The sequence below is a fragment of the Mesorhizobium sp. M0208 genome (assembly GCF_040322015.1).
Lineage (GTDB): Bacteria > Pseudomonadota > Alphaproteobacteria > Rhizobiales > Rhizobiaceae > Mesorhizobium.
Genome location: NZ_JAMYSP010000017.1, coordinates 68,235 through 89,237, shown reverse-complemented (window position 1 = coordinate 89,237; position 21,003 = coordinate 68,235). Strand labels below are relative to the sequence as shown.

Annotated in this window: 18 protein-coding genes; 11 read left to right on the top strand and 7 right to left on the bottom strand. The window is 60.6% G+C overall.

The genetic code is table 11. The features are described from left to right. Window positions 1-181: 181 nt before the first annotated feature. From NKJ17_RS18525 to NKJ17_RS18500, 6 genes are all read left to right on the top strand, one after another. Window positions 182-1,108 carry an ArsR/SmtB family transcription factor gene (locus NKJ17_RS18525; protein WP_352507219.1) on the top strand — a complete coding sequence of 309 codons (927 nt, stop codon included), beginning with the start codon at window positions 182-184 and terminating at the stop codon, window positions 1,106-1,108. Between the two features lie 185 nt (window positions 1,109-1,293). Beyond that, window positions 1,294-2,805, top strand: a complete 1,512-nt coding sequence (gene arfA, locus NKJ17_RS18520) for an arabinosylfuranosidase ArfA (RefSeq protein ID WP_352507217.1) — start codon at window positions 1,294-1,296, stop codon at window positions 2,803-2,805. 49 nt (window positions 2,806-2,854) lie between these two features. Next, on the top strand, window positions 2,855-3,946 hold the full coding sequence (locus NKJ17_RS18515) for an ABC transporter ATP-binding protein (protein ID WP_352507216.1): 1,092 nt from the start codon (window positions 2,855-2,857) through the stop codon (window positions 3,944-3,946). Between the two features lies 1 nt (window position 3,947). Next, window positions 3,948-4,883, top strand: coding sequence for a carbohydrate ABC transporter permease (locus NKJ17_RS18510; RefSeq protein WP_352507215.1), 936 nt, complete (start codon window positions 3,948-3,950; stop codon window positions 4,881-4,883). After that, window positions 4,880-5,728 (top strand): carbohydrate ABC transporter permease, encoded by an 849-nt coding sequence (locus NKJ17_RS18505; protein ID WP_352507214.1) that lies wholly within the window; start codon window positions 4,880-4,882, stop codon window positions 5,726-5,728. Before NKJ17_RS18510 ends, NKJ17_RS18505 begins: the two co-directional genes overlap by 4 nt. A 94-nt stretch (window positions 5,729-5,822) precedes the next feature. Next, window positions 5,823-7,142 carry an ABC transporter substrate-binding protein gene (locus NKJ17_RS18500; protein WP_352475706.1) on the top strand — a complete coding sequence of 440 codons (1,320 nt, stop codon included), beginning with the start codon at window positions 5,823-5,825 and terminating at the stop codon, window positions 7,140-7,142. Window positions 7,143-7,325: 183 nt separating this feature from the next. On the opposite strand, the gene minE is transcribed toward NKJ17_RS18500, so the two are convergent. From minE to minC, 3 genes are read right to left on the bottom strand one after another with little or no spacing between them, the layout of a single operon-like run. Next, window positions 7,326-7,598, bottom strand: a complete 273-nt coding sequence (minE, locus tag NKJ17_RS18495; protein WP_023677151.1) for a cell division topological specificity factor MinE — start codon at window positions 7,596-7,598, stop codon at window positions 7,326-7,328. Next, entirely contained in the window at window positions 7,595-8,410 is an 816-nt protein-coding gene (gene minD, locus NKJ17_RS18490) for a septum site-determining protein MinD (protein ID WP_254819515.1), read from the bottom strand. The genes minE and minD overlap by 4 nt, the downstream gene beginning before the upstream one ends. 19 nt (window positions 8,411-8,429) lie before the next feature. Further along, on the bottom strand, window positions 8,430-9,149 hold the full coding sequence (gene minC / locus NKJ17_RS18485; protein ID WP_352507212.1) for a septum site-determining protein MinC: 720 nt from the start codon (window positions 9,147-9,149) through the stop codon (window positions 8,430-8,432). A gap of 239 nt (window positions 9,150-9,388) precedes the next feature. On the opposite strand from minC, the gene NKJ17_RS18480 reads away from it, so the two are divergent. Continuing rightward, the gene (locus tag NKJ17_RS18480) at window positions 9,389-10,249 is read left to right on the top strand and encodes an alpha/beta hydrolase (protein WP_352507211.1); all 861 of its coding nucleotides are present in this window, start codon (window positions 9,389-9,391) and stop codon (window positions 10,247-10,249) included. Between the two features lie 93 nt (window positions 10,250-10,342). Here the strand turns inward: NKJ17_RS18480 and NKJ17_RS18475 are convergent, their stop codons facing one another. After that, window positions 10,343-11,449, bottom strand: a complete 1,107-nt coding sequence (locus NKJ17_RS18475) for a glycosyltransferase (RefSeq protein WP_352507210.1) — start codon at window positions 11,447-11,449, stop codon at window positions 10,343-10,345. 8 nt (window positions 11,450-11,457) lie between these two features. Next, entirely contained in the window at window positions 11,458-13,008 is a 1,551-nt protein-coding gene (locus tag NKJ17_RS18470; protein WP_352507209.1) for a GumC family protein, read from the bottom strand. On the opposite strand from NKJ17_RS18470, the gene NKJ17_RS18465 reads away from it, so the two are divergent. After that, window positions 13,007-14,452 carry a VpsF family polysaccharide biosynthesis protein gene (locus tag NKJ17_RS18465; RefSeq protein WP_352507208.1) on the top strand — a complete coding sequence of 482 codons (1,446 nt, stop codon included), beginning with the start codon at window positions 13,007-13,009 and terminating at the stop codon, window positions 14,450-14,452. The two genes, NKJ17_RS18470 and NKJ17_RS18465, sit on opposite strands and share 2 nt — an antisense overlap. A 19-nt stretch (window positions 14,453-14,471) precedes the next feature. On the opposite strand, the gene NKJ17_RS18460 is transcribed toward NKJ17_RS18465, so the two are convergent. Beyond that, the gene (locus NKJ17_RS18460; RefSeq protein ID WP_352689625.1) at window positions 14,472-15,914 is read right to left on the bottom strand and encodes a glucosamine inositolphosphorylceramide transferase family protein; all 1,443 of its coding nucleotides are present in this window, start codon (window positions 15,912-15,914) and stop codon (window positions 14,472-14,474) included. 201 nt (window positions 15,915-16,115) lie between these two features. Between NKJ17_RS18460 and wecB the strand changes: the two genes are divergently transcribed. The 3 genes from wecB to NKJ17_RS18445 are packed head-to-tail and all read left to right on the top strand — an operon-like array spanning window position 16,116 to window position 19,394. Further along, complete coding sequence (gene wecB / locus NKJ17_RS18455) at window positions 16,116-17,270, top strand: non-hydrolyzing UDP-N-acetylglucosamine 2-epimerase (RefSeq protein WP_352507206.1); 1,155 nt, start codon at window positions 16,116-16,118, stop codon at window positions 17,268-17,270. Beyond that, window positions 17,263-18,594 carry a UDP-N-acetyl-D-mannosamine dehydrogenase gene (gene wecC, locus NKJ17_RS18450; RefSeq protein ID WP_352689624.1) on the top strand — a complete coding sequence of 444 codons (1,332 nt, stop codon included), beginning with the start codon at window positions 17,263-17,265 and terminating at the stop codon, window positions 18,592-18,594. The genes wecB and wecC overlap by 8 nt, the downstream gene beginning before the upstream one ends. Next, on the top strand, window positions 18,591-19,394 hold the full coding sequence (locus NKJ17_RS18445; RefSeq protein WP_352507204.1) for a WecB/TagA/CpsF family glycosyltransferase: 804 nt from the start codon (window positions 18,591-18,593) through the stop codon (window positions 19,392-19,394). The genes wecC and NKJ17_RS18445 overlap by 4 nt, the downstream gene beginning before the upstream one ends. A gap of 43 nt (window positions 19,395-19,437) precedes the next feature. Here NKJ17_RS18445 and NKJ17_RS18440 read toward each other — a convergent pair whose 3' ends face one another. Further along, on the bottom strand, window positions 19,438-20,877 hold the full coding sequence (locus NKJ17_RS18440; protein WP_352507203.1) for a lipopolysaccharide biosynthesis protein: 1,440 nt from the start codon (window positions 20,875-20,877) through the stop codon (window positions 19,438-19,440). Between the last annotated feature and the right edge of the window lie 126 nt (window positions 20,878-21,003).

Sequence of the window (21,003 nt, the reverse complement as noted above, 5' to 3'; positions counted from 1 at the left end):
GCGTTCAGGTGTCCACTCTGCATGTGACTCCAGCACAAACTCTGTGCAGGGCCACCGGTTGACCCTCGCCCTGCCGGATTCAACAAATTGCCCGGCGTTCCGCCTGCGCATTGATTAAATCAGCTATCTCGATATACAGGGTAAATTTCGAATATGGATTTCGCGTGGGCCGGGCAATTTCATGAGTCGCAATTTTCTGGTGATTGAACCTGAGGAAGGCATTGCCGTGCTCAAAGGGCTTGCCTCCTCGGCGCGGATCTCGATGCTGAAACTGCTGCATGAAAAGGGGCCGATGAATATCAACGAAATCGCCGCCGTGCTGTCGCTGCCGCAGTCGACCGTCTCAACCAACATCCAGGTGCTGGAGGATGCGGGGCTGATCCGAACCGAGAACCTGAAAGCGAAGAAAGGCAGTCAGAAAATCTGTTATCCGACGGCCGAAGAAGTGCTTGTCGTGTTCAAGAGCGAATACCGTGCGGTCAAGAACGATGCGATCGAAGTGTCGATGCCGATCGGGCTTTACACCGGCTTTGAGGTTACCGCGCCCTGCGGCCTTTGTTCGCCGGACGGCATCATCGGCTTGCTCGATGTGCCGAACACTTTCCTTGATCCGGATCGCATGAAAGCCGGTTTGCTGTGGTTCACGCGCGGTTTTGTCGAATACCAGTTCCCCAACAATGCCAAGCTCGCCAATGCCGAGATCACCGGACTCGAAGTGGCGATAGAGCTGTCTTCGGAAGTGCCGGGCACCAGCGCCGATTGGCCCTCGGACATCACGCTGACGATCAATGGTGTCGATGTCGGCACCTGGACGTCGCCGGGGGATTTCGGCGACAAGCGCGGCGTCTTCACGCCCTCCTGGTGGAAGCTCAAGGGCTCGCAATACGGCAAGCTGAAGAACTGGCGAATTGCCAATGACGGCACCTATGTCGACGGTCTCAGGATTTCCGAAACCGGCCTCGCCGCTCTCGATCTGAAGAGCCATCATTCAATCCGCGTCCGTATCGGCGTCAAGGACGACGCCGAGCGCCCCGGCGGGATCAACATTTTCGGCAAGGGCTTTGGAAACTACGATCAGGACATTCTGCTCAGGATCAAAACTGGTTGATATCATGAAATCGGGTTCTGAAGATAACGCAGCAACTTCAACTGTTTGGCTTTCTGCTGTGCCAAAGCGTTGGTCTAATTGTCCTACATTTGGGCATTTTTGACTTGACGAAGGGTTGCCAGTTCCTCTTTGATATCGGGCAAGGTGATTTAAATCATCATTTGTGATATCGATGGGAGGAATGCATGAAGGCAGCCGTTACGGCACATCCGCATTTTGTTGTCTCGGAGATCGATCCGAGACTCTACGGATCCTTCATCGAGCATCTCGGGCGGGCAGTTTACACCGGCATCTATGAGCCCGGCCATCCGACAGCGGATGCCAACGGCATGCGTCAGGACGTCATCGATCTCGTCAGGGAACTCAATGTTCCGATCGTCCGCTATCCCGGCGGCAATTTCGTCTCAGCCTACAATTGGGAAGACGGCATTGGCCCCAAGGAAGAGCGCCCGGTGCGGCTCGACCTCGCCTGGCATACGTCGGAAAGCAACGAAGTCGGCCTGCATGAATTTGCCGATTGGTGCACCTGCGCCAACACCGAGATGATGCTTGCCGTCAATCTCGGCTCGCGCGGCCTCGACGAAGCCCGCAACCTGCTGGAGTACGCTAACCATCCCGGCGGCAGCAAATGGAGCGACAAGCGCATCGCCAACGGCCGCAAGGAGCCCTTCGACGTCAAGCTCTGGTGCCTCGGCAATGAAATGGATGGCCCCTGGCAGATCGGCCACAAGACCGCGGACGAGTATGGCCGCTTGGCGCATGAGACGGCCAAGGCCATGCGCGCCTTCTCCAAGTCACTCGAACTGGTGGTCTGCGGCTCTTCGAACGCCAAGATGCCCACCTACCCTGAATGGGAAGCGACGGTTCTCGACCATACCTACAACGAGGTCGACTACATCTCGCTGCACATGTATTTCGACAACGAAGCCAACGACGCTCCGAACTATCTCGCCATGAGCGAAAAGCTCGACGCCTACATTGTCTCGGTCGCCGGCGTCATCGACTATATCAAGGCCAAGAAGCGCTCCAACAAGCAGGTTTACATCTCGTTTGACGAATGGAACGTCTGGTACCATTCCAAGGAGCAGGACAAGAAGATACTCGGCGGCAGCGACGGTTGGCCGTTCGCCCCGCCGTTGCTCGAAGACATCTATAATTTCGAGGATGTGCTGCAGGTCGGCCTGATCCTCAACACCTTCATCCGCCGTTCCGACGTCGTCAAGATCGCGTGCCTGGCACAACTGGTCAATGTCATCGCGCCGATCATGACCGTTCCGAATGGTCCGGCATGGCGGCAGACGATTTTTTATCCCTATCTGTTTGCTTCCAACTATGGCCGCGGCAATGCGCTGGATCTCAAGGTGGAAAGCCCGACCTACAGATCCAGCGTTGCGGGCGACGTCGCCTATGTCGATGTTGCCGGCGTGCACGACAGGCAAACCGGCCACGTCACCTTCTTCGCCGTCAACCGCCATTCGAGCGAGGTAATCGAAACAGTGGTCGACCTCTCCGGCTTCGGGGCGGCGGAGATCGTCGATCACCAGGTGATGGCACACGCCGATCTGAAAGCCGTCAATTCGGCCGAAAACCCTGGCAATGTCAGCCCCAGGAAGGGTGAGGGCGCCGAAGTCGCCGGCGGCAAACTAAACCTGTCGCTGCCGGCGTATTCCTACCAGTTCATACGCCTGAGGCTCTGAGTTCGGGCGGATCATCGAGAAAGCGCAAACGCTGAGGAGGAGCGTCGACGTGACGGCCGATATCGAGATCAGGAACGTGAGCAAGCAGTTCGGTGCCATGACGGTGCTGGATCATCTGTCGCTCTCCATAAGGGCACGCGAATTCATCGTGTTCCTGGGGCCGTCCGGCTGCGGAAAATCGACGCTTCTTCGGATGATCGCCGGTCTTGAAGCTGTCGATAGCGGCGAGATTGCCATCAACAACGAGCGCATCGATCATCTGCCGCCGGGCAAGCGCGGCATTGCGATGGTGTTCCAGTCCTATGCGCTTTATCCGCATATGACGGTGCGCGACAACATGGCCTTCGGCCTTGCGAATATCGGCGTACCAGGCAAGGTCATCGAGGCGCGCATCAACGAAGCCGCCCGCATCCTCGAAATGGCGCATCTGCTCGATCGCAAGCCGGGCCAGCTCTCCGGCGGTCAGCGGCAGCGCGTCGCGATCGGCCGTGCGATCGTCAAGGAGCCGAAGGCCTTCCTGTTCGACGAGCCGCTCTCCAATCTCGATGCGGCGCTGCGCACCCGAACCCGCATCGAGCTTGCCCAGCTTCACCAGCGGCTGCAATCGACGATGATCTTCGTCACCCACGACCAGGTCGAAGCAATGACGCTGGCCGACCGCATTGTCGTCATGAACAATCGCAAGATCGACCAGATCGGTACCCCTATGGAGATCTACGAACGCCCGGCGACCAAATTCGTCGCGGGTTTCGTCGGCGCGCCGGCGATGAACTTCGTCGATGCGACACTCGACAGATCGGGCAAGAACGCCACGGCCAGATTTGCGGACGGCATCTCGGTGCAGACCGAGATCGCCTCCAGCCAATTGACCGATGGCAACTACACTTTCGGCATCCGTTCGGAAGACGTGCGCATCGTTGCCGCCGGACAGGGCAATGCCGACGGCGTCGTCGATGTGCTCGAGCGGCTCGGCGAACGCACCCTGATCTACGCGCGGCTGGGCGATGGCCAGCAGATCGTCGGCTCCGATGCCGGCAACAGCCGCGTCGCCGTCGGCGACAGAATCGGGCTCGCCTTCGACGGCCAGAAATCGCATCTGTTCAACGAGACCGGCCGCGCCTGGCATGCGAGGGAGGCCTGAGATGGTTGACCGGCTGGCGACGTCCCCGACCGCGACGCTTGCTGTCGGCGTCAGAGCCCCTACCGCCGACATCTATGCGCCGCAATGGCGAAACTTCATTTTCGTTGCGCCATTCTTGTTCTTCTTCACCACGCTGCTGCTCTTCCCGCTGCTCTGGGGGATGTGGCTGAGTTTCCACAAGGCCGACACGTTTTCGTCCGGAAATTTTGTCGGTCTCGGCAATTACGCCAGGCTGTATCACGACAAGGTCTTCCTGCAATCGATCTGGAACACCTTCTACTTCGTGCTTCTGACCGTGCCGACGCTGGCGCTGATCGGCCTTTTCCTGGCGCTTTGCCTCAACCGCCGCACGCGCACTGCCGCGGTTTTGCGGACGCTGTTCTTTTCCTCGTCGGTGCTGTCGGTCACCATCGTCACGCTGATCTGGCGCATCGTCTTCATTCCGAATGTCGGCCTGTTGTCGACGATCTACGGATGGTTCGGCGCAACCGCACCGGCCTTCATTTCCGATCCCAGCCTTGCGATGATCGGCATCGCCATTGCCACCGTCTGGTGGTGCATCGGCCTGCCGATGATGCTCTTTCTCTCGGCGCTCCAGCAGATTCCACAGGATATTTACGAGGCGGCAGCGCTGGACAATGCCAATCGCTGGCAGACGCTACGCTCGATCACGCTGCCGTCGATCAAGCGGACCTTCATCCTGGTGATCATCATCCAGATCGTGCTGCAATTCCAGCTGTTCGGCCAGGCCTGGCTGATGACGCGGGGCGGTCCGAACAACCTGACCAAGCCGATCGTGCTCTACATCTACGATACCGCATTCCGTCGCTGGGATCTCGGCCTGGGCGCCGCGGCATCGGAAATCCTGTTCATCCTCATCCTGGTCGCGGCCATGGCCCAGTACCTGGTGACGCGCAGCAGGGGAGACCAGGCATGAGCGCTCCGGCCGCTTCCATCAAGGGACGGGCATTTGGCGACCATGTGTTGCTGGCCCTCGTCATCCTGCTTTCGATCGTCATGATCGCGCCGGTTCTGTGGGTCATCGGCCTGTCGCTCAAGGACAATACGGAGCTGATGGCCGATCCGAACTCGGTGTTTCACGCGCCCTATACGCTGAAGAACTACATCAACACCGTCGGCACCTCGTCGGTGTTCATCTGGGTGCGCAACAGCATCATCGTCTCAGGCGGGTTGACGTTCGGCACGTTGATCCTGTCGTCGCTCGCCGGCTACGGCTTTGCGCGGCTGAATTTCCCCGGCCGAGACGTGCTGTTCGTGATCGTGCTGTTCGGCCTGGCGGTCCCGGAACAGGCCGTGCTGGTCGCCCGTCACCAGATTTTCAGCATGCTGAAGTTCCACAACACCTATCAAGGGCTCATCCTGCCGGGCCTTTCGGCTCCGTTCGGCGTCTTCCTGATGACCCAGTATTTCAAGGCCATCCCCAAGGAGCTGGACGAAGCCGCCATGCTTGATAACGCCAGCCGGCTCAGGATTTTCTGGAAGGTGCTTCTGCCGCTCACGCTGCCTGCGCAGGCGACGCTCGGCATCTTCACCTTTCTCGGCGCGTGGAACGACTACTTCTGGCCGCTGATTTCGGCGACGAGGAAGGACATGTTCACGCTGACGGTCGGCATGGCCTCGACCCAGACCAATTTCGCCCAGTCCGAAGGCATCGGCTTCCTGATGGCGCAGGCGGTGTTCGCCGGTGCCCCGATCCTGATCGTCTACCTGTTCTTCCAGAAATACATCGTCACGGCGGTCTCCGGCGCTGCGGTGAGATAACGAAGATAGCCTGACGGCCGGGGGAATGGGCAGCGATTGAAGCACGAAAGCCAATCCAGGGTGGAGCGGCGGAAACTCAGTAGGAGGAACTGATATGAAACTGAAGAAAATACTGTTTGCCGCAGTCTCTGCGGGCGCAATGCTGCTCGCAGCTCCAAGCTTCGCGGCCACGGAACTGAGCGTGCAGCGCTTTTTCGGCGCCTGCGATGCTGATTTCGGCACCAACACCGATGCCACCAAGGCCGTTGGCGAATGCGGCATCATTACCTCGCTGATCAACAAGTTCAACGCCGACAATCCCGATGTCCACGTCAACGTCACCACCGTGGAATGGCCCGGCTATGATCAGCTGACCGCCCAGTTCGCTTCAGGCGACGCTCCGGACATCGTCACGATCCATGAATCCGTACTGTCGGATTATCAGTCGAAGGGCCTGTTGATGCCGCTCGACGATCTCTTGAAGTCGGTCGGCGTGACACCCGACGCCTTCACCGACGCGGCACGCAATGGCGCCACCAAAGACGGCAAGATCTATGGCCTGCCGATCGACAGCTGGACGATGCTCTATCACGTCAACATGGATCTTTTCAAACAAGCCGGCCTCGTCAATGCCGACGGCACGCCGATTTTTCCAAAGTCGCCCGAGGAACTGCTCGCCCAGGCCGAACAGTTCAAGCAGAAGACGGGCAAGCCTTATTTCGTCCAGAACCTGGCCAATGAGACTGCACTCTACACACGCAACCTCTACACCTATCTTTTCCAGCAGGATTCCGATTTCTTTGCCGATCCGAAGCATGTGAAATTGAATACGCCGGAAGCCAAGAAGGTCGTCGAGATGTACAAGGCGATCTTCGAGAAGGGCTACACCACCAAGGATCTCGACTATGGCGGCTCGATCAACGCCTTCCTTGCCGGCGAGGGTGGCGTCCATCTCAACGGTACGTGGGTGGTCGGCGATTACAACGCCCAGTCCGAGACCAAGGGGACGGCCCTCAACAAGGGCGGATATGCGGTCTATCCGTATCCGCAGCTGTTTGGCGGCGCCCATGCGCAATATGCCGACGGCCACACCTGGGCCGTTTCGCAGAAAGACCGCACGCCTGAACAGATCGCGGCTATCGGTAAATTCCTGAAGTTCTTCGCCGACAACGACTTCGAATGGTCGCGCACCGGCCACTTGCCGGCCTATAAGGCCGTCATCACTTCGGACGCCTTCAAGGCACTGCCGCATCGCAACACGATCTCTGCGGTCGCTGATCTCGGCAAGCCGCTGCCGTCCGCCGTACAGCGTCAGTTTGCGATCCAGGACATTATCGGCGAAGAGATGAGTGCAGCAATCAGTGGCCAGAAGGACGTCGACACCGCCCTTGCCGACATGGAAAGCCGCGTCAACGAATTGCTCGCCAACATTTGACCACGGGTTTCGAAAGGCCCTCCCAAGGCGCCCCGCGGCTGGAAACGGCCGCGGGGTTTTGGTGAGGGAGTGGTTATTGTCCTCGAATTGCGAGAACTTGCCGGTGGCGATCGGCTCAAGCACACCAACCACGGCGCCGCAATTTCGGCAGCAGCCGACGCAAGCCCTGACCGGAGGGTTTCGTTAGAACGCCGCGGCCATGGGCATTGCGACTTTGTTGGGGATCTGGATGTCGATCTCCAATCTCGACGTCGTTTCGCCGTGATCCATGCTTACCTGCAGGAAATCCTGGTCGACCTGAACATGCCGGGCGATCACCGCCATGATCTCCTCGCGCAACACGGAGACGAGATCGGGCTGGTTGCGGCTTCGACGCTCGTAAGCCAACAGCAGTTGCAAGCGCTCGCGCGCCACGGGCGCGCTGCCGCGGCGCTTGAAGATATCGAGCAGGTTCATGCTGCCCTCCTTCCCAACAGCCGGTCGAGGAGGCCCCTCCGTTCGAAAGGCAGAATGACCGGCAGGTCCTCGCCCTCGAGTCTTCTTGCCGCGTCGATATAGGCGCGTGCGGCGGGGTTGGTGTTTTCGCTGAGCGTAACCGGCGCGCCCACATTGGATGCGCGCAGCACGTCCTGGCTCTCGGGAATTATTCCCAGCAGAGGCGTGGACAGGATCTCGAGAACGTCATCAATGCTGAGCATCTCGCCGCGGGCAGCGCGGGCAGCGTCGTAGCGCGTGACGAGGACGTGTTTGGCAATCGATTCACCTTGCTCTGCTTTCATCGTCCTGGAGTCGAGCAGGCCGATGATGCGATCGGAATCGCGGACCGAGCTCACTTCGGGGTTGGTGACGATTACCGCCTCGTCGGCAAAGCGCATGGCAAGTTGCGCGCCCCGCTCTATGCCGGCCGGGCTGTCGCAGAAGACGTAGTCGAAAACCGAGCGCAGCTTGTCGATGACGTCGGCGACGCCTTCCTCGGTGAGAGCATCCTTGTCGCGCGTTTGCGAGGCCGGCAGCAGGAACAGCGTTTCGAGCCGCTTGTCACGGATCAGCGCCTGCGAGAGCTTGGCGGTTCCCTGAATGACGTTGACGATATCGAAAACAACGCGCCGCTCGGCGCCCATGATCAGATCGAGGTTGCGCAGGCCGACATCGAAGTCGACGAGGGCCACCCGCTTGCCGGTTTTCGCGACCGCGGCGCCGAGAGCGGCCGTCGAGGTCGTCTTGCCGACACCCCCTTTGCCGGATGTGACAACCACTACCTTGCCCATATTTGTGCCTCCAATGTTGTTAGTTGAGCGGTGCGACGCAAAGTGCGCCGTCCTCGAGAAAGGCCTGTACCGGCCTTCCTCGCGAGGAGGCGTCCATCTCCTCGGCGGTGCGGTACCAGCCGTCTACCGCCAGAAGTTCGGCTTCATTTTTCCGGCAAAAGATGCGAGCTGCGGAATTTCCCGTGGCGCCGGCGAAGGCACGTCCACGCAACGTGCCGTAGACGTGGATCGATCCTCCGGCGATGATCTCGGATCCGGAACTGACGGAGCCGACAATGACCACGTCGCCATCGGGGTGAAAGATCGACTGGCCGGAGCGGATCGGTGCCTTGATCATCAATGAGTTCGGCGCCTGCGGCTCTTCCGTCTTGGCCTCAGCGGCGGCCTTCGGGTTCGGCTGCGCGTAAAGCGTATCAGCGGTGGCCTCCTTGGTGCCAACGAGGAGCGGCGGCAGATCGGCATCAAGAGCAACATTGCCATCGGCCTCGATCGCGTAAATGCGAATCCCGCGCTCCGCGAGTTGTGAGACCAGATCCCGCATCTCGCCCACCTCGGGCTTGAACATAGTCAGATCGAGCACAACCGGGCGGCCGGCAAAGAAGCCGGGAGAGTTTTCGGTCCAGTGATCGAGGCTTTGCAGCCATTCCCCTAGCGGGGCCTCAGGGGTGAGGGTGAAGGCTACAAACGAGCGCGCTCGAAAGCGTATGGACTTGTTTTGGATGGGAGCGACGCAGGTCACAGAGGCGAGTCCTTACTGATTGGTTAAGGCTAGCCCGGCATGGTTAACGAAAAGTTAATGGCGGCTTCTCGAGGCCTTGGCGGAGGCATTCTTTTTGCCTCCGATCGTCCCGCCGGCGCCCTGCTTCCGGTGCACGACGAGGTCCTCCTCGCGGCTGCCTGGAGGCGCATCCAGTTCACGAGGTCGGCCGACCGGTATAAGATTGCCGTGAACGCCGGGCTTATTAAGGAGTTATCGGTTTGACAAGCGTTGCCAGGGGGTCTGTCGCAGATCGCGGTCGCGTTACCTATGACCTTGGCGCGACCGCCATCTTTGCTTCCAAATCAGACCCGCGCTTTCACTATTGCCTGTATGTGCCTCCCGCGGTTGGAGAAGGGGCCAAAGTCGACCTGATGGTTGCTGTCCATGGCACCGGCCGCACCTCTTTTCTTGGATTCCGCGACGCGTTTTCCGAGTTCGGACGCTGGAACGGCTGCGCCGTGTTGTGTCCGCTGTTTCCGATCGGCGTTCTCGGGGACGATGCCCGCAGCGGGTACAAATATATGCTCGAGGGCAACATACGCTACGATCAGGTGCTGCTCGCCATGATTGAGGAGGTCAGCGCCAAATACAGTCAGGATTGGAGCCGCTTTGCCATGTTCGGATTTTCCGGCGGCGGGCATTTCACGCATCGTTTTGCTATCCTGCATCCCGACAGGCTCTGGGCGGCCTCAATCGGCGCGCCAGGCTCGGTGACCTTACTCGATCCGACGCATGACTGGTGGGTGGGCATTCGCGATCTGCCGGAGAAGTTCGGCATCACCGTCGATGCCGCAGCGCTGGCAAAAGTGCCTTTCCAGATGATCATCGGCGACGCTGACCTGGAGACTTGGGAAATCACTCATGTCCAAGGCAGCACCCATTGGATGCCAGGCGCCAACGATGCCGGGCGAACACGGCCGGAACGCCTCAGGGCATTGTGTCGATCGTTCGAGGAGGCGGGTGCGCGCGTGCGTTTCGATTTGCTGCCAGGCGTATCTCATGAACGGGACGCGGTTCTCGATTCCGTCAAGGACTTCCTCGCCCAGCAACTCAAGGAACGACGGGACGCCTCACCATGAATCGTTGCGCTTCAGCTTGTGAAGAGATTACGGCAATCAAAACCCGACCGCGTCGATCGCATCCAACAGCGATCTGCTGGCCGTGCGCGACAACTAGAGCAACGCTTCGTAGCGATCGCCGATCTTGTCGACTGTGAAATCCAGCGCCCTGTTTCTCAGCACGGCAGCAGGGATGGGGTGATCCAGCATTTCGGCCATCGCCTTTGCCAGGGCTGCGGCATCACCGACCGGTACCAAGGTGCCGAAGCGGCCGTCACCGAGTATTTCGCGCGGGCCATGCGGAGCATCGGTAGAAATTACGGGGACACCTGCAGCCATGGCCTCGACCAACACGTTGCCAAAGCCTTCGCTCGTGGATGTAAGGACGAACAGATCGGCTGCGGCATAGCAAGCTGCGGGGTCGTTGACGTAGCCGGCAAAGAGCACGTGCGCGCCGATGCCGGTCTCTTCGGCATAGGCGTGCAATTCGGCAGCCAGCGGACCTTCGCCGAAGATGACAAGCCGGGCAGGGCGGCCGGCGCGCAGGGCAGCGAAGGCCCGCAGCAAAGTCCGGTGGTCCTTGACCGGCACCAGGCGTCCGGCGGTGGCGATGACCGGGCCATCGCCCATCGCCGCCAATGCTGCCTGCCAGGCATAAGAATTCCCCTGCGGTGCTTCAGCCGGCGGCAGCGGGTTGTTAATGACGACGACCTTGGATTCGGGAAAGCCGCGGGCGATGATGTCACGGCCGACACCCGCTGAAACGGCGATGGCTTTGGTTGCACGCGCTGCAACCAGCGCGGAAAGCCAGATCGCCAGCCTCGCGCCGAGGCCGCTGGCAGGCAGCGAGGCGGCGGCATGGAAACTTGGAAAGAATTTTGCCCGGCTTCTGGCCAACATGAGTGACAGCGCCATCACCAGATTGGCGAATTCCGGGGCGCTATAGACCGCATCAGGATCAAGGCGGCGGAACAAATTTGCGCTTCGCACGATGCCTTTCAGCGTCGCCGACTTGGCGTAACCCTCGCCGCGCAAGAGAAGGCCGAAGTCGACCAGATGCACGGCAGCGGAACGCAGCGCGGCGTTAGGGCCTTCCGCGTTCCAGGTAAAAAGCGTGACCTCGTGGCCACGCGACGCCAGTTCATTTGCCATCAGGACGAAAACACGTTCGGCGCCGCCGCCCCTCAGGCTGGCGATGTGGAAAACGATGCGCTTCGCCATGCCTTGCTTCAGGCTCGGCTGGCGGCAAGGCCTGATCGGTTCGGCGGCCGGCGCATGTCGCGGATGATGCCCATGCCGATGGCCAGCAGCATGCCCAGGGCAAAGCCTGCGAACGCTCCTGCGCCTGCCACCAGGGCAGTGCGCGGGGGCCATGAGCGCGCTGGCGGGGGCACCGCGGTCGAAATCACCTGTACGTTTGTGGTGTCGATCTGCTCGCGCTCGCTGATTTGGCGCGCACGTGACAGGAAGCTCTCATAGACCGCTCTCTTCGAGGCGGCATCGCGTTCAAGTTCACGCAGGGCGACTTCGGATTCGCTGTCGGTGAATACATTGCTCTTCAGATCGTTCATCCTCGCGTTGAGAGAAGCCAACGAGGCCTTGGCCTTGTCCAGGCTGGCCTTTGCCGTGCCGATGGTGCGGGAGAACTCGGCCCGGAGTTGCGAGTTGACGGTCTCGAGTTCCGTCCTGAGCCTGACAATCGTCGGGTGGCGCGGACCGAAGGTCATCGACTGTGAATCGATCTGCTGCCGCAGGCTGTTTGACCTGTCGCGCAGCGCCGCGAGCGCTTCCGAAACCGTGGGGTCGGGATTGGCCCCGTTGATACCGGAGGCAACCAGGGCGTCGTAGCTTGCCTGCGCGGCGATGACACGCGATTGCGCATCGACGATTTCGCCATTGAGCTGCGTCAGCGTCTGCGAACTGACGAGCTGCCCATTGCTGGACGACAGGTTGTGGCTGCGCCTGTAGCTCTCGACCTTCTCTTCGGCTGCCTGCACGTCGCTCTTGAGTTGGCCAAGCCGGCTGTCAAGGGCAGCCGCGGCACGGCTGGCGCCGGCAGCTTCCGCCTTAGCCAGTTCTTCCTGGAAGTTTTTGACTATGGCCTGCGAGATCAGGATCGCCTTGGCGGTGGTTTCCGCAGATACCGAGAGGGTTGTGACAAACGAGGTCGGATCCGCGATGGCGTCTACCCGGTCCGCCAGGTTCTTCAAGGCGATGAGCCTCGGGTCGGGCTTCGCCACAGCGCCGGACGAGGATGTGCTCCGGTCCGGATCGAAGAATTCCGGATCGTGAGTCAGATTCAGTTCGTCCACCACACGGGAAAGCACGTTGCCCGAGGTCAGGATACGCTGCTTGCTGCGTGTGCTGAGCAGCTGGCTATCGACCTGGCCCGGTTGCGAGTAGAGGTCGTTTTCCACAACCTGCAAATTGGAAGGGTTGATGAGGACCTCCGTCGTGACGGTGTAACGCTGCTTGCTCAGCAATGCATAGGCGCCGCCGACAATGCCGCCGATTACCGCCAGCATGAACGCCAGGGCGAGGCCGGCCCGCAGCCAGACGAACAGGCGTCGAAAATCGAGCTCGAGAAAATCGCCGATCTTGTCCAGGGTCACCGTGGCGACAGGCTCCGGAGGTTGCGGCGTCACCGGTGCGGAGCTTAGCGCCGCGACTGGGCCATGCTGTTGCAGCAATGCCCTGCGCCGTGCATTGGCAATACGCTCGAATGCACTGTTATTGGAAGCCGTCGCGGAGATAGGGGGTGTGCCGGAACCGGCAGGCATGGTGACAACCCTTGTTAAATCATTACGCTTGGCCTGCTCTACAGAAACATCGTTAACATCTTATTTTCCAAGTTGGCCCATTTTGCCGTTCACACGGTCCGCTTGGCGGACGCTGAAGGGATTCGTTGCCCAGAATGCCGTTCGAATATCGCCATTTGGATGGGCCATGAGCTATCCCGCTGCCACTTCGGAACGAGTGTTGTCCAGTCGAGCGCGCCGTCAGAACGCGCTGTCGCTGCTGTTTTTCCTATGTGCAGCGTTCGCGCTCCTGCTTCGCTTTACGGTGTCGCCGCAAGTGATGAACATGGTCGTCGACTATACGGCCCAGGGAGGCTCGTTCTACGAAAAGCTGCATTTCGGCACCTATGCGATCATCCTACTGCTTCCTATCGTTCTTTTCAGCCGGCCGTTTTTGCTGCACGGCGATGAAATTGGAATATTCAAGGCGTTGATCCGCTATTCGGTGCTGATGTTCGCGCTGGTGCCTTATTTGTTCGTTACCGGCCGTGCGGGCTCCTCCGGCTTCATCATCGATACCTATCTGGTGGCCGGCGCCACAGGCCTGCTGATGCTGGCATTGAATGCAGAGGTGCGGCGGGCGTTGGGAGACGTCGTGCTTGGAATGGCGGTCCTGAGCGCTGTCATCGGCACCATCGAGGCGGTGACTCAACATCGGTTGTTGCCCTATGGCTTGAACGAACTGCAATTCAGGCCAACTGGCCTGTCGGCTCATCCGCTGGCACTGGGCGCGCTCTGCGCCACGACCATCGGATTTGTGCCGCTGACGCACTGGCGCATTTGGGCGCGGGTGATGGCGATCTTGCTGTTATTCATCGGTTGCGCTGCGTCAGGCGCTCGCGCTGCGCTGATGCTCGCGACGGCGGAAATCCTCATTCTGCTGCTGTTCGTGCCCTGGCCGGGCCTATCGCTCAAATACGAGCGGCAGGCCAAATTTGTCGTACTGATGTTCACCGTCGCCGGTGGTGCGGTGCTCGTAGCTGTACTGTTTGCGGGCGGTCTGCTGAATCGGTTCAGCAACACCATCTTCGACGAAAACTTCATGGCCCGGGTGACCATTTACCAGGTGTTCGGACTAGTCAGCTGGAACGACATCCTGTTCGGCATGAACGTTGACGACCTGCTGGCGATCGTCAGGCAGAAGCTGCATCTGCCCTACATCGAAAGCGCGCCTGTGGTAATCATCTTGCTCTTCGGCCTGCCCATAGCCCTGCTGTTTACAGCGCTGATATTCTGGTTTGTCTTCCGGCTGCTGCGAGGGGCGCCGCTGCCGGCATGGATCGGCACCATAACGTTCTTGCTTGCTGCGCTGTCGAACAACGCGCTTTCGTCAAAAACGCCGGACATGACGATCATCGTGGTGTTGCTGCTTGCCTACAGGGACCAGTCTTCGGTCGCGGCATTGAAGCCGGCTGGATCTCGTTAAGCACGGGCCTCAAATCCGGTCAGCCGGCGCTGTCCACGACCTCGACACGTCCCGCGCGGTTGAGCGTGTGAATGCCCGCGCGGGCCCATGCCGGCCCCGGATCGATTGGGCGGGGCAGTTCGAAACGGATATCGAAATCATCAAGCCGATCCAGTCGCATTAACCCCAGGCCGCCACCATAGGCTCTTGAGCCGTTTTGCACCGGCAGCAGCAGCGAGCCCTCCTGGCGGATAAAGGCGCCGCCCGGCCGAGTGGCGGAGTGGTCGACCGCGACGGGATTGAGCGCGTGCGCAGCCCACGGCCCACGCAGCGCCGGGGCGGAATAGACCGCCATCGTGTCAGACGCGCTACCGTGACCGAACCGCTCAGTCCCCAACAGCCAGAAGCGGCCGTCGGATTCGAGCAGCGTGGCGTCGTTGAAATCCCTGTTCGTCATCAGCACCGTATCGCGTACCCAGCGATCCGGAAACTGCACGGCACGGTAGAGCACCAGTTCGCGCGCCGTAGCGCTTTCCGGGATCATGAAAATCTCGCCGGAGCGAGCGAACACCTGCGGATATGACAGGTGGTGTGCTTCCTCCAGCACCACCTTCGGCACGCCGAAAGTGCCGTCGGTGTCGAGTTCGGCTACCGAAATCACGCCGCGGCCCGTGGCATAGGGAAATTCCTCGACAAACAGAAAATGGCGGCCGTCGCGCTCGAGAACGAACGGATCGGCGTAGAAGCGCTGCCCGTCATCGGCAAGCACGGTGAACGGCTTACCGTCGAGTCGTCCGGTCTCGGCGACGCCTGGACCGTCGATCAGCCGGTAAGCAACCTGCCAATAGAAGGGGCGCCGACCACGTCGCAGTTTTTGCACCGCGCGGTCGACCATTCCCCTGCCGAAAAAGGGCAGATAGTGCCTGATAAATCCGCCTTTCTGCAGGGGCGGCGCCGGGCTCTCAATAATCGGCGCAAGTTTGCCCGCGGAAAAGCGGGCGACACATTGGGCGATCAGGGAGATGGCGCCGGCGAGCAGGTCGTTGCTGGTCCGGGAGAGCCATAGCCGATCGCTGATCATCGGCCGCGCCCTGGCGACGGCAACGCCGTCGAGGCGCGCGGTGAGTTCGGGCAACCGCCCGCTCGCCAGCATCTCGGTCATGCCCGCGGCAAAGCTGCTGTGGCCGCAAAATTCGAGCGTCAGGACAGGCGTGCCCCGTCGGGCGGCGATAGCGGTAAGATCGACTACAAGATCGACTGGGCCGGTATCGCCGGATCGCAACGGCTCGGAACGGCTTGCCAATGAGGGGCCGAAGCGCCGGCCCTCGAGCGCCAGCACATTATCCATTCCGCGCGCATTGGGTTCAGGCGTCGGCGCGCGGCTACTCGAAACCGCATGTCCAGCCGCACTCAACCGCGCCAGAAGCTCATTTTCCCAGCGCCGGGATGCGTCGGCGTGGCCGATGATTAAAATATTAGTCAATCCAATATATTCTTTTTCAAGACTACTACCGTAGACTACTTGTCAGCCCAACCTTTCACAAGAGTTAAGCCGGGAGAACGCGGCCTTGGTTGTTAATCATATATTAAGAATTGAGATCACGAAGGCGCTTCTCGACGCTATTATAGCTCGTGCGGGCAATAGTCGGCATGTCCCGAAGGCTGCAGGCGACCAGGATCAGCGATGAACGTCCTTTCACGTCCAAAACTGCCATCGAGGCAGAAACTGCTGATCGTGTTCGGCACGAGGCCGGAGGCACTCAAATGCTTTCCAGTGGCGCGCGCCGCCCTTGCTCATCCAGGCTTCATCACCGAAATATGCATAACCGCCCAGCATCGCGAAATGGTCGACCAGGTTGTCGAGCTGACCGGCCTGCCTGTGCATCACGATCTCAACATCATGCAACCCGGCCAGTCGCTGTTCGACGTGACCTCGCGCGTGCTCCTTGGCATGGCCGAGGTGCTGGACAAGGCCAAGCCCGATATCGTCATGGTGCAGGGCGACACCACCACGGCGATGGCCGCGGCTCTGGCTGCCTTCTACAAGCGTATCCCGGTCGCTCATGTCGAAGCAGGATTGCGCAGCCACAACGTCAACTCGCCGTTTCCTGAAGAACTGAACCGCAAGATTGCCGGCGACATCGCCACCTGGCATTTTGCGCCGACCGTTCAGGCGCGCGACAACCTCATCGCCGAAGGAAAAGCCGAAAGCACCATCTTTGTGACCGGTAACACGGTGATCGATACACTGTTGCATTTTTCAAGCGCGATCGATGCCGACAGGCTGATGAACGCGAAGCTCGCTGCCCGCTTCCCTTTCCTCGACCCTTCCAAGAAGATGATCCTCGTCACCGGCCATCGCCGCGAGAATTTCGACGGCGGCATCCAGCGCATCTGTACGGCGTTGAAGGGATTGGCGGCGCGCGGAGACGTGCAGATCGTCTACCCTGTCCATCCAAACCCCAATGTGCGCTCAGTGGTCAACGCAGAGCTGGAAGGCGTGCCGAACATCCACCTGGTCGAGCCGCAGGACTATCTGCCGTTCCTGTACCTGCAGAAGCAGAGCTATCTGGTGCTTACCGATAGCGGTGGCGTGCAGGAAGAAGCGCCTTCACTCGGCAAGCCGGTGCTGGTAATGCGCGAAAATACCGAGCGACCCGAGGGGATCGTGGCCGGCACCGCCCGTCTTGTCGGCACCGATGTCGAGAAAATCCTGTTCAACGCCAATCGCCTGCTCGACGATCAGGCTGCCTATCGCGGCATGGCGGAACGACACAACCCATATGGCGATGGCCGGGCCAGTAACCGGATTGTTGAGGAACTGCTGCATCATGGCTGAAATCAAAACCGTTTCCGTAATCGGCATGGGCTATATCGGCCTGCCGACCTGCGCCATTTTCGCCAGCCGCGGGCTCAACGTCATTGGCGTCGATGTCAACGGAGCGGTGGTCGAGAAGGTCAACCGCGGCGAAATCCACATCGTCGAGCCAGACCTTGACGGTCTGATCCAGAAGGTCGTGGCGAACGGCAAGCTCATGGCCTACAGCACGCCGCAGCCGGCGGACGCCTATCTCATCGCTGTGCCGACCCCGATGACCCACGACCATAAGCCGGACGTGACCTACGTGCTCGCGGCGGCACGAAGCATCGCCCCAGTGCTGAAGCGGGGAGACCTTGTGGTATTGGAGTCGACATCGCCGGTCGGAACCACGCGGATCATGACCGGGCTGCTTGCCGAATTGCGGCCCGATCTCAAATTTCCTGTCCAGCATGGCGAAGACGCCGATGTGCTGGTCGCCTATTCGCCCGAGCGCGTGCTGCCGGGAAAGGTGCTGACCGAGCTTATCAACAATGATCGCTCGATCGGTGGATTGTCCCGCAAATCGTCGGAACGGACCGCGGCACTCTATTCGACCTTCGTCACCGGCGACCTGTTCATGACAACGGCCGAAAGTGCTGAGCTGGTGAAACTGACGGAGAACGCATTCCGCGACGTCAACATCGCCTTTGCCAACGAGCTTGCCGCAGTGTGTCAGGATCTGTCGCTCAATGTATGGGAAGTGATCGATCTCGCCAATCGGCACCCTCGCGTGAACATCCTCCAGCCGAGCCCGGGCGTTGGCGGTCACTGCATTGCGGTCGATCCATATTTTATCATCGATGCCGCACCCAACAGCACGCGGCTGATGGCTTCGGCACGCCGGATCAATTCCGAGCGGCCCATGTCGGTGGTCAGGGATATCGAGGCCTTGCTCGATCCCTCCCGCAAACAGACGATCGCCTGTCTTGGCCTCAGCTTCAAAGCCAACATCGACGATTTGCGCGAGAGCCCGGCCGTCGAAGTGGTGAAGCTTCTGTCCGATATCCCCAATGTGAAGATCATTGCGGCTGAACCTAACACAAATGCGCTGCCGCACGAGCTCGAGGGCAGGGGCATCGTGTTCACCGATGCACTTTCGGCCATCGACAAATCCGATATCGTCGTCCTCCTGGTCGACCATCGGCAATTCAATCTGGTCGACCCCGAAGCGCTCAAGGACAAGAAGCTCGTCGATACGAGGGGCCTGTGGACGTGGCGCAAGGCGCGCAAGCCGGACGCCCGCATCGAAGGCAAGAAACCAGAGATCGCACAAGTGCCGCTTGCAAGGGAGCAGGCCGCATGAACGCGCACGCCCCGGCATGGGCGCAGCATTCCCTTTTGGCATCACGGCGCCGGGAGTTCCTTGGCGCACCTATCCATGCGCTGACCATGGCAGAGACGCTGGCCATCGCCGAAGAGGCGATGACCCTGCGGCGGCCGCTGCATCATGTGGTGGTGAACGTCGCCAAGCTGGTGACCATGCGCCAGAATGCCGAACTGCGCGACGACGTGGCCGGGGCGGACGTGGTCAATGTCGATGGCATCGGCGTGCTTTGGGGAGCGCGTTTGTGCGGCGTCGCGTTGCCCGAGCGGGTGGCGGGCGTCGACATCATGATCAATCTGCTGAGCCTCTGCGCGATGCGTGGATTCAGGCCGTATCTGCTGGGGGCCGAACAGCACGTTCTCGATGCGGTCGTAGCGAGACTTGCCAATGACCATCCGAGCCTCAGCATAGCGGGAACGCGCAACGGCTATTTCAAGCCGGAGGACGAGGCCGGGATCGTCGCGGCGATCAACGCCTCGGATGCCGACTGCCTGTTGGTGGCCATGCCGACACCGCGGAAGGAACGCTTTCTCAAACGCTACCGCGATGAACTCGCCCCAAGCTTCGTGATGGGCGTGGGCGGCAGTTTCGACGTCTATGGCGGCAAGGTTGCCCGTGCGCCGAGGCTGATACAAGCGGCCGGCCTGGAGTGGCTGTTCCGCGTCGTCCAGGAGCCGCGACGCTTGTGGCGCCGCTACTACGATACCAACACTGCCTATGCCGGGCTGCTCTGCCGGGAGTTCTGGGAGCGTCGCTGGCGCCGAAACGCCGGTTTATAGATTCGCGTTCCCTCACAAACAGGCCTCGGCCCTGGACTTCCCCTTACGCGATCCGCAGCCGCGCCCGCAGCTGGGCGACGAATTGCGTCGCTGCTACAGGATGGAACAACGAGGTCAGCCCGAAGAAGACCGCAGCGCCGGCGGTGCCGCCGGCGACAAGCGAGAAGATCGCCGGCACGTCGCCGGCCACCATGCTGGCAAGCTTGGCGGCCACCCCCGTGCTGAGCGAGATGATTACCGAGACACCGATGTCGCGCCACGGCACCGGCACCGGCGTGAGCCGCTCGCTGATGACAATGCAGGTTATGGAGCCCACTACCGAGCCGCCCGCAAGCGCCAAAGCCGCGCCGATCTCGGCCATCGGGGGGATCAACAGCAGGGACAATGCGATTGTTGCCACCGAGCCGAAGAGGTTGGCGATGATCAGCAGCCACGGCCGCTTGTGCGCGTGCACCACGACGCCATAGACGAAGCTGGTGAGGTTGGCGCACAGCACGCTGAAGGCAATGATTGGAAACAGCAGGCCGAAGCGGCCGTGATATTGCGAGGGCAGCATGAGCTCGGTGATATTGCCGCTGAGCGCGACCAGCATCGCTGCAATAGGCAGGCAAAGCCGCATCATCAAGGCCATCAACTGCGACAGCAACCGACCCGATGCCGCGGGCCCGTCCTCGTCGAAGCGGCTAACCACCTCGGGAAAGGCGCCCATGTTGATGGCGTTGGCGACCATATCGATCGGTTGGCGGGCCAGCGCATAGGCCGCGGCGAAAATCGCCACGGCGCTGGCATCGTAATAGAACTTGAGGAACAGACGCTCCGCGCTGTTGAGCCCGAACCCAACCAGCGCCATGATGATCAGCGGCACACCGAGCGCAAAGAAGTCTCTGTGGGTGAAACGCGGCGGACCGGTAACGACGCGTCGGGATGCCATGATCCCCGCCACGATGCCGGCAATCAAGGCGCCGAGGCTCGAACCGAGCGACACCGTCAGAAAGCTGTCCTGAAAGACAAGGATAGCGCCGATCGGTAACGCGAGTTGCAGCAAGGCACGCAGGGCTTCTAGCATCGAATAGACCGAATGGCGCTGCTGCATCTGCAGCACCGTCAAGGCGAAGCGGCTGATGGACCCAGCGACCAGATAGCCGCAGACCGCGATCGCGAACTCGACCCAGCGTTCAGGCACGATCACCGCCGACGCGCCTACCGATATGACCAGCGCCAGGGCCGTGGTCGCAAGCAACACCTGCCCCGCCAGCATCAGGCTGCCGCGGCTGACCTCGCCCTTGCCGCCAAGCCTGAGCAAGGCGATGCGCAGCCAGTTGGTGACGGCAATGTCGGTCATTTCACCGACGGTCACCACCAGAGTGAGCAGGCCATACTCGGTCTGGTCGATCAAACGCGTCACGACGACCAGCAGGAGCAGCGCCGAAATTCGCGTCAGCAGGATCGCCGGAGCATAAATGAGCGTGGAACGGAGCAGCAAGGGCGTGTCCCTGGAAAACTCACCTTCGACTAGCCGCCGACTGGCGGAAAATCCAGCGCGATGACGGCGAAGGGTGAACAGATTCAGTTTGAACTAAAAGATTTGCCGTAAACCTTATTGGGAACG

Bases quoted from the DNA above. Each gene is read 5' to 3' on its own strand.
- wecB (WP_352507206.1), top strand. From the start codon at position 16,116: ATGAACGTCCTTTCACGTCCAAAACTGCCATCGAGGCAGAAACTGCTG.
- NKJ17_RS18505 (WP_352507214.1), top strand. From the start codon at position 4,880: ATGAGCGCTCCGGCCGCTTCCATCAAGGGACGGGCATTTGGCGACCAT.
- NKJ17_RS18470 (WP_352507209.1), bottom strand. From the start codon at position 13,008: ATGCCTGCCGGTTCCGGCACACCCCCTATCTCCGCGACGGCTTCCAAT.
- minE (WP_023677151.1), bottom strand. From the start codon at position 7,598: ATGAACCTGCTCGATATCTTCAAGCGCCGCGGCAGCGCGCCCGTGGCG.
- NKJ17_RS18475 (WP_352507210.1), bottom strand. From the start codon at position 11,449: ATGGCGAAGCGCATCGTTTTCCACATCGCCAGCCTGAGGGGCGGCGGC.
- wecC (WP_352689624.1), top strand. From the start codon at position 17,263: ATGGCTGAAATCAAAACCGTTTCCGTAATCGGCATGGGCTATATCGGC.
- NKJ17_RS18525 (WP_352507219.1), top strand. From the start codon at position 182: ATGAGTCGCAATTTTCTGGTGATTGAACCTGAGGAAGGCATTGCCGTG.
- NKJ17_RS18510 (WP_352507215.1), top strand. From the start codon at position 3,948: ATGGTTGACCGGCTGGCGACGTCCCCGACCGCGACGCTTGCTGTCGGC.
- NKJ17_RS18500 (WP_352475706.1), top strand. From the start codon at position 5,823: ATGAAACTGAAGAAAATACTGTTTGCCGCAGTCTCTGCGGGCGCAATG.
- minD (WP_254819515.1), bottom strand. From the start codon at position 8,410: ATGGGCAAGGTAGTGGTTGTCACATCCGGCAAAGGGGGTGTCGGCAAG.
- arfA (WP_352507217.1), top strand. From the start codon at position 1,294: ATGAAGGCAGCCGTTACGGCACATCCGCATTTTGTTGTCTCGGAGATC.
- NKJ17_RS18465 (WP_352507208.1), top strand. From the start codon at position 13,007: ATGGTGACAACCCTTGTTAAATCATTACGCTTGGCCTGCTCTACAGAA.
- NKJ17_RS18445 (WP_352507204.1), top strand. From the start codon at position 18,591: ATGAACGCGCACGCCCCGGCATGGGCGCAGCATTCCCTTTTGGCATCA.